Genomic DNA, 6,862 nt, shown 5'->3' on the forward strand with positions numbered 1-6,862 from the left:
CGGTCCGACAAACGCTCACCCGCAGGCGACTTGACCTGCCCCACCCTCGCCACACCACAACCAACGAACGCAGGACATCTAAGTCACCGGCATTGTGCCTAACCCCGAGGCGGCCGGCACCTTGCTCTGGACGACATAGAGCAAGGCAGCGTGGTTGAGGCCGGTGGGAGTGCAGCGAGGCACACGCGCGCCTCATCGGTCGGCACAGCCACCGTCGTGGCTGACTTTCGTCGGCTGAGGCACAGACGATCCCCGACAGGAGGCTCCTCACAAGCACAGGGGCCCCCGAGCTTGACTCGGTCATTGAAACTCCCGGCCAAAGTCGCTTCGCCGACCGCGCGGTACGGTGGCCCCGGAGAGGAACTACACGACCATGAAAGCCGCAGCGAACGTGCCGCCGGTGGTTCTCGTGGGGCCGGTTGCGCCCTGTCGGGGCGGCTGGGCCGTCACGTTGCCGCAGGCCAACCGTGTCAGCCATTCGCGCCTATGTCACACTGCCACCGGCCGCCAGAGCGCAGCCCCCCGAGGAGGTAGGACGTGGCGCTGGGTGTGTTCCTCGTAATGCTGGGCGGATGGGCCGCGGTGGTTGCGCTGCAACTCGCAGGTATCGGAATCGGCATATACGCAGCTAATGCTGGGGCGAGCCCCCGGTCGATGGCTACAGGGCAACGTCGAGCACCCCAGGATCTGGGGGGCCGGTGCCCTGTTGCTACTGAACTTGAATAGGTGATGTCGGGGTCGGCTGCCCGGCGGGCGTTGCCCGCCTCGCGGGCCTATGGGTGTTGCCGGGCAGTCCATCGGGAGAGAATCTTCCGGTGAGCCAGCCCCTGTCGGAGTTGCCGAAGCCCGCGTTCGTCTTGATCACCATCGAGGCGCCATCCGAGGTGCCCACCCAGATCGCTGTCGATCTCAGGGAGACCGGCATCCCGGGCGGGTTGATCGGATACGAGTACCGGCCACTGAGCGAGCCGGTGTACTTCGGGGGGATCGGTGAACGGGGGCTGGTCGCCATCGCGACGAGTGGCCTGTTCGGTCGCATCGCCGTCGACGTGGCCAGTGGTCACGTGGTGCAGATCCCCAATGTCGAGTCATCGACGACCCATCACGTGAACCGCGACCTCGACTCCTTCAGCCGATGCATCGCGGCCGTGATCGCACGCTTCCCGTTCTATGCGGAGGGCGACGAGGAGAGGTTCGAGGAGGTGGCGGAAGAACTGCGCGAGCTCGTCTCCGGCATCGACGGGACCGCTCTCGCGGACGACGGGTTCTGGGAGACCTTCTGCGATGACGTGGCGATCGGAGACTATGCGGACTGGGATGCGTGATCCGGACCAGTCCCCGACGTCGGTCAGCCGTCCAGGCTCAGGCCGGTGGCAGCGATGCAGCCGTCGACGAGGTCAGGGCGGTACTGGATCTTCTTGAGTCGATGTTTTCACGGCTCTGGTGATCTCGCCGAGGTCCGCAGCGGCCAGGTTGCCCAGGTCGCGCTTCACCAGCGCCCAGATACCCTCGGTCGGATTGAGGTCAGGGGCGTAAGCCGGCAGTTGGAACACGGTCAGCCACGCGGCATTCGCCTCGATGAATTCCTTCATGCCGGCGGTCAGGTGGAGGCGGACGTTGTCCCAGACCAGCACGATCGGGCCCCAAGCTGGATCCGAGCGCGGACGACCAGGTCGCGGAAGTCCCGCCATCCGAACGATCCGGCCCCAAGTCCTGGCACGCGGCGGAGTCATCGCATCGTGCGTGCCCCGGCCGGTTGGCCGGCCGCGTACCCGGCCCGGGCTGGTCCTGGCCGATCGGGCCTACTGCCCCGTGCCATCCGTCAGCATCTCCGTCGGCGCGACATCCAGGCGGTGATCCCGCAATCGGCCGATCAGGTCGCCAACCGCAAGCGGAAAGGCGGGAGCGGCGGACGGCCTCCATCGACCGCGAGGCCCGCAAACGACGCAGCACGGTCGAGCGTTGTATCAACCGCCTGAAGAGCTGGCAGGGTATCGGCGTCTATGGGCAAGATGTCAGCCAGTTGTGGCACCGTAGAGCCTGAGGGGATCATAGGCTCGCCGGTGGCGAGGTTGATGCGGCGGACAGGCAGGGCCGGGTCGGCAGTGCAGGTCAGGGCGGCCGGGCCGGAGGCGGGCAGTGCTGGAAGGGGGCCCAGTGGAGCATGCGCTGCTGGAAACAGCACGGGTGGCGCGGAGCCGTCTGGTGGCGCTGGTGGGGGAGGAGGACGCGGCCGGCCTGGACGCGCAACTGGCGGCACTGCTGGCTCGTTCGGTCACGGGCGAGGAAGTGGCAGGGGAGGTCGCCGAACTGCTGATGTCGCGGTCCGAACTGCACTCGTGGGCGGCGCAGGTGCTGGAGGATCCGCAGCACCGGCCACCGGAGGTTCAACGCGCCGGAGAACGGACCGGCGGCAGGCCCGCCGGGGACGGTGAGGTCGTGGACGCCGAGCCGTACCACTGCCGCGAGGGCGATTTCGTGTGGTGGCGGTTGGAGGTGGGCGAGCCCGTCCCGCGCTGTCCGACTCCGGGACATTCCCTGCCGCTCCTGCGCGGTTGAGTACCTGCCGTGCTGAACGAGTTCTGGAAGTCGGTGGCGAGCAAGCTGGGTGATCGCTGGGCTGCGACCGCCGGTCCTGCCCTGGTGTTCTGGATCGGTGGGCTGCTGGTCTGGGCCGTCTCCGGTGGCGGGCCGTGGCCGTTGGACACCGTGTCCGGCTGGATCTCCGAGCAGGCCACGGTTGTGCAGGTCGCGGTCCTGATCGCGGCGCTGTGCGGGGTAGTGGCGTCGGGAATCGTGGTGCGGCGGCTCGGCGATCCGGTACTGCGCCTGATGGAGGGGTACTGGCCCAGGTGGGCGGCCGCGGTACGACGGAGACGGGTGCAGTCCGTGGCCGAGGCGAAGCGGCGCAGATCGGCCCGGCTGCGCGAGTTGGCGCCCGTGGTGCGCGGCGGCGGAGGAACGTCCGAGGAACAGGGAGAGTTCATCCGCCTTGACCGCGAGCGCAGGAGGGTGCCGTCGGCGGAGGCACGGCTGATGCCGACCCGCATCGGTAATGTCCTGCGGGCGGGCGAGAGCCGTCCCGCCGACAAGTACGGACTCGATCTCGTCGCCGTATGGCCGCAGTGGTGGCTCGTGCTTCCCGACACTGCCCGGCAGGAGTTACTCGCGGCACGGGGGGCGCTGGACAGCGCGGTGGGCGCGGTCGTGTGGGGGACGGCGTTCATCGGATTCGCGCCGCTCGCCTGGTGGGCGGCGCCGGCCGGATTCCTCGTTGCGGTGGCCGCGTGGCGCAGCTGGGTGCCCCGGCACGCCGAGGCGTTCTCCGACCTGCTGGAGGCAACGGCGGATGTGCACCGCTGGGACCTGTACGAAAAGCTGCGCTGGCCGCGCCCCCAGTCCCCGGCGCAGGAGCGCGAGTTCGGCCGTCGGCTGACGATGTATCTGGTCCGTGGTTCGGACGAGGACGATCCGACCTTCACCGAGTGACCGAGGTTGTACCGGGGGGAGCGCAGGCCATGGCAGGACGAGCGCACCGTGGACGGGCCCGTGCGGTACGGGCGGTGCACCGGGCCGAGCGGCGGGTATCGGTGAGCGGCATGAGGCGGGCGGCGGCCGAGCTGCTGCGGTGGTCGGCCGAGGACGTACCGGCGTTGCTGCTCGCCGGTGTGTCCCTGTTGGACTGTCACGAGGCCGCGGGAATGCCGCAGGACCTGGACCTGGCGCTCGCCTTGCTCGACCGGGCGGAGCGGCTGCTTCCCGCGGACGCGACGGACCGGGCTTCGCTGTTGAACCTGCTCGGGACCGCGTGGATCCGGCGCTGGGAGCAGCGGCAGGAGCGGCGGAGCCTCGACCGGGCCGTGGTCGCCTTCCGGGAATCGGCCCGTGTGACCCCGGCCGGTCCCGACCTGGGCGCGTCCTTGAGCAACTTGGGCAGCGCCGTGATGGACCGATACGAGCACTTCTGCGTCCCTGGGGATCTGGACGAGGCGATTGCCGCCCTGGGCAGCGCGCTCGACCAGGAAGGGCGGGCGGATGACAGCTATGTGCCGTACCAGCTGGCCATGGCCCATTTCGCGCGTTGGGAGGCACGGGGAGACACCGCGGACCTCGCGGCAGCCGCCACGCACGCGGCCGCTGCCGAGACCCGGGCGACGGGCGATGCCGCCAGCACTGCCAAGGCGCTGCGGCTGCGTGGACGTGTGGCCGCCGCGAAGTCGCGGGCCGGCGACGGGACGAGCGTGCCGGCGGACGCGACCGAATGGCTACGGAAGGCCGCCGTGGTGGCTGGAGAGGTCTCGCCGCAGTACCAGGCCCCGTACCTGACCCAGTTGGGCATGCATTTCATGGATCTCTACGAGGCCACTGCTTCCCTCGCCCACCTGGAGCGTGCCGGTGCTGCGCTCGCGGATGCCTGGGAGGCGGCCGGCCAGGACGATCCGGAGCTGCCGCGCTACCTCTCCAACGTGGCTCTAGTCATGACCGAGCGAGCGCGCGCAACGGCCTCTCAGCAGGCCATGGAGGCCGCGCTGGACGTCCACCGTCAGGCACTCGAGGCGGGGGAGGGGACCGAAGACGAGGGCCTGATCCGCGGCCGTTTGGGCACGGCACTGGCCGAGAGCGCGAACCTCGTCGACGACACGGCGACGGAGGCGCATCGCGCGGACGGCCGTGAGGGCGGCGACGCGGAACAGTCGCGGGACGAGGCCGTACGTCAGCTGGAACGAGCACTTGTGCAGTTGCCCGGCGACGCCACCGAGCAGCGGGCGTCGTTCGTTCTCAACCTCGGCAACGCGTTGCTCATGCGCTATGAGCGGGCGCGGAACACCTGGCTCGTTCAAGGCACCCGTGACGCCGACGAGCCGCCCGAGGTCGCTGATGAGCTGGCACGGGCCGCTGAACGGCTGGCGGAGGCCGCCGGGCTCGCGCGCGATGACGCGGCACAGATGCTCGCCCTGGGCAACCTCGCCAACGCTCACCGGTACCTGTACGCACGAGCAGGCGACCAGCGGCACCGCGACCGCGCCCGCTCGGCCTACCGACAGGCGAGCTCCAGCGCCACAACTCCATGGGTCGCACTGGTGGCCGCAGCCAACTGGGGTGCCTGGGCCGTACGCAACCAGTGGTGGGCGGAGGTGGTGGAGGCCTACGGACGAGCCATGGACCTCATGGAGTTGCTCGTGGACGCCCAGTCCACCCGGCACCACCAGGAGCTGCGGCTTCGCGACGTCCACGAGTTGCCGGCGCAGGCCGCCCATGCCTGGCTGCAGCTGGGGGAGCCCGCGCGGGCGGCGAGTGTCGTGGAGCGGGGCCGCCTGCTGCTGTGGCGTGCCGCGGCGGCCGACCGGGCGGCAACCCAGGAAGCGGCACCCGATGAGGCCGGTCCGGCCGACATGGCACAGCGTTCTGACGGCGACCCGGCCGCACCGGCGTTCGCCCTGGCGCCACCGTGCGCCTCACAAGCCCCCGAGTACCAGCCTGTCGCGTGGGAAGCCGGCCCCGCCCGACAGCCTCACGGCCGGGAGCTCGTGTGCCCACCGACCGGCACGGTTCTGGCCTACATCCACCCCTGCGCCCCGGAAGGCTTCCTCCTCGTCGTGCAGCCCGACGGCGCCGTCTCGCACCGCATGCTGCCCGCCCTGACCCGCCGTCGCGTCGAGGAACAGGCCATCCGCTACTTCGAGAGCTACGACCACCGGCGCCGCGACAGTGCTGCCTGGGAACGGGCGCTGGACGAATTGACCGCCTGGCTGTGGGAAGCCTGCGTCGGCCCCCTGCTGGCGGAGACCACGGAGACCAGAGGGACGGAGCGGCTGACCGTAGTACCCGGTGGCTGGCTGTCCCTCCTGCCGCTGCACGCGGCCTGGCGTCCGGACCGCGACTCGCCCACCCGGCGCCGCTATGCCCTGGACGACCGTGCGTTCGCCTACGCGCCCGACGCAGCGTCGGCGTTCGGTCGCGCGCACAGGCCGCCGGATCCGGCCGCGCGACTGTTCGCGATCTGCGACCCACGGCCGAACGAGGCCGAGCCCCTGCCCTGGGCCACCTGGGAGGTCAGGGCTGCAATGGCCCAGTTCGGCAACAGTCACACGCTGAGCGGCGCGAACGCCACCGAGTCCGGAGTCCTGCGGCAGGTGGCCGAACTGGGAGCGGACGACGTGCTGCACGCCGCCTGCCATGCCAAAGCGGAGGTCGGCGCCCCGTTGCACAGCGCCCTCTTGCTCGCCGACGGCGGGAGGCTGACCGTCGGCGACATCCTGGCAGGGGGGTTCAGCGCGGGTCGGCTTGCCGTGCTGAGCGGCTGCGAGACCGCCCTGATCGGAACGGACCTGCCCGACGAGGCGGTCGGCTTTCCCGGCGCACTGCTCAGGGCCGGCTTCGCCGGAGTTGTGGCCGGACAGTGGGCCGTTCCGGAGCAACCGGCCACAGTCGCACTCCTGGCCGAATTCCACCGCAATTGGCGGCGTGCGGGCGAGCCGCCAGCCGAGGCCTTGCGGAACGCCCAGCAGTGGGTCAGGGACAGCACCAACGGTGAGAAGAACGCCCGCTACCCGGACCTCTTCCCCCTTCCGTGCAGTGGACCGGCTGGCCTCGCCCTCTGGCGAGCGGCTCGCACCCATACTCCTCCGTGCCACTGGGCCGTCCTCAGCGTGTGGGGCGGCTGAGTCGCCACAGCCCCAGCCCCCAGCACCGGGCCCGGTACGGGTCCGCCCCGGGCGCGGATGGTCCGGCGATGCGCCGCATGTGCGGGCTGATGGCCGCTTAGCGCTGCCCTGCTGGGGTCGGCGCTGGTACGGCTCGGTGGGCGCCGTCAGGTGTCGTTGGGGGAGCCGGCGGAGGGATCCGGGGCACCGTCCTGGTC

The 6,862-nt window shown here is 70.5% G+C and carries 5 protein-coding genes and 1 pseudogene; 5 read left to right on the plus strand and 1 reads right to left on the minus strand.

Annotated features, from left to right (window positions below; genetic code table 11):
• Window positions 1-815: 815 nt before the first annotated feature.
• Complete coding sequence (locus ACFW2E_RS37915; RefSeq protein WP_384473915.1) at window positions 816-1,325, plus strand: SUKH-4 family immunity protein; 510 nt, start codon at window positions 816-818, stop codon at window positions 1,323-1,325.
• Between the two features lie 72 nt (window positions 1,326-1,397).
• Here ACFW2E_RS37915 and ACFW2E_RS37920 read toward each other — a convergent pair whose 3' ends face one another.
• Entirely contained in the window at window positions 1,398-1,634 is a 237-nt protein-coding gene (locus tag ACFW2E_RS37920; RefSeq protein ID WP_384473918.1) for a transposase, read from the minus strand.
• Between the two features lie 118 nt (window positions 1,635-1,752).
• Here ACFW2E_RS37920 and ACFW2E_RS37925 point away from each other — a divergent pair.
• From ACFW2E_RS37925 to ACFW2E_RS37940, 4 genes and pseudogenes are all read left to right on the plus strand, one after another.
• Window positions 1,753-1,996: pseudogene (locus ACFW2E_RS37925) on the plus strand (transposase); the annotation flags it as partial.
• 161 nt (window positions 1,997-2,157) lie between these two features.
• On the plus strand, window positions 2,158-2,559 hold the full coding sequence (locus ACFW2E_RS37930) for a hypothetical protein (protein WP_384473921.1): 402 nt from the start codon (window positions 2,158-2,160) through the stop codon (window positions 2,557-2,559).
• 9 nt (window positions 2,560-2,568) lie between these two features.
• On the plus strand, window positions 2,569-3,489 hold the full coding sequence (locus ACFW2E_RS37935) for a hypothetical protein (protein WP_384473924.1): 921 nt from the start codon (window positions 2,569-2,571) through the stop codon (window positions 3,487-3,489).
• 29 nt (window positions 3,490-3,518) lie between these two features.
• Window positions 3,519-6,665 carry a CHAT domain-containing protein gene (locus ACFW2E_RS37940; protein WP_384473927.1) on the plus strand — a complete coding sequence of 1,049 codons (3,147 nt, stop codon included), beginning with the start codon at window positions 3,519-3,521 and terminating at the stop codon, window positions 6,663-6,665.
• Window positions 6,666-6,862 lie beyond the last annotated feature (197 nt).

The sequence above is a fragment of the Streptomyces sp. NPDC058964 genome, from assembly GCF_042741275.1.
GTDB lineage: Bacteria > Actinomycetota > Actinomycetes > Streptomycetales > Streptomycetaceae > Streptomyces.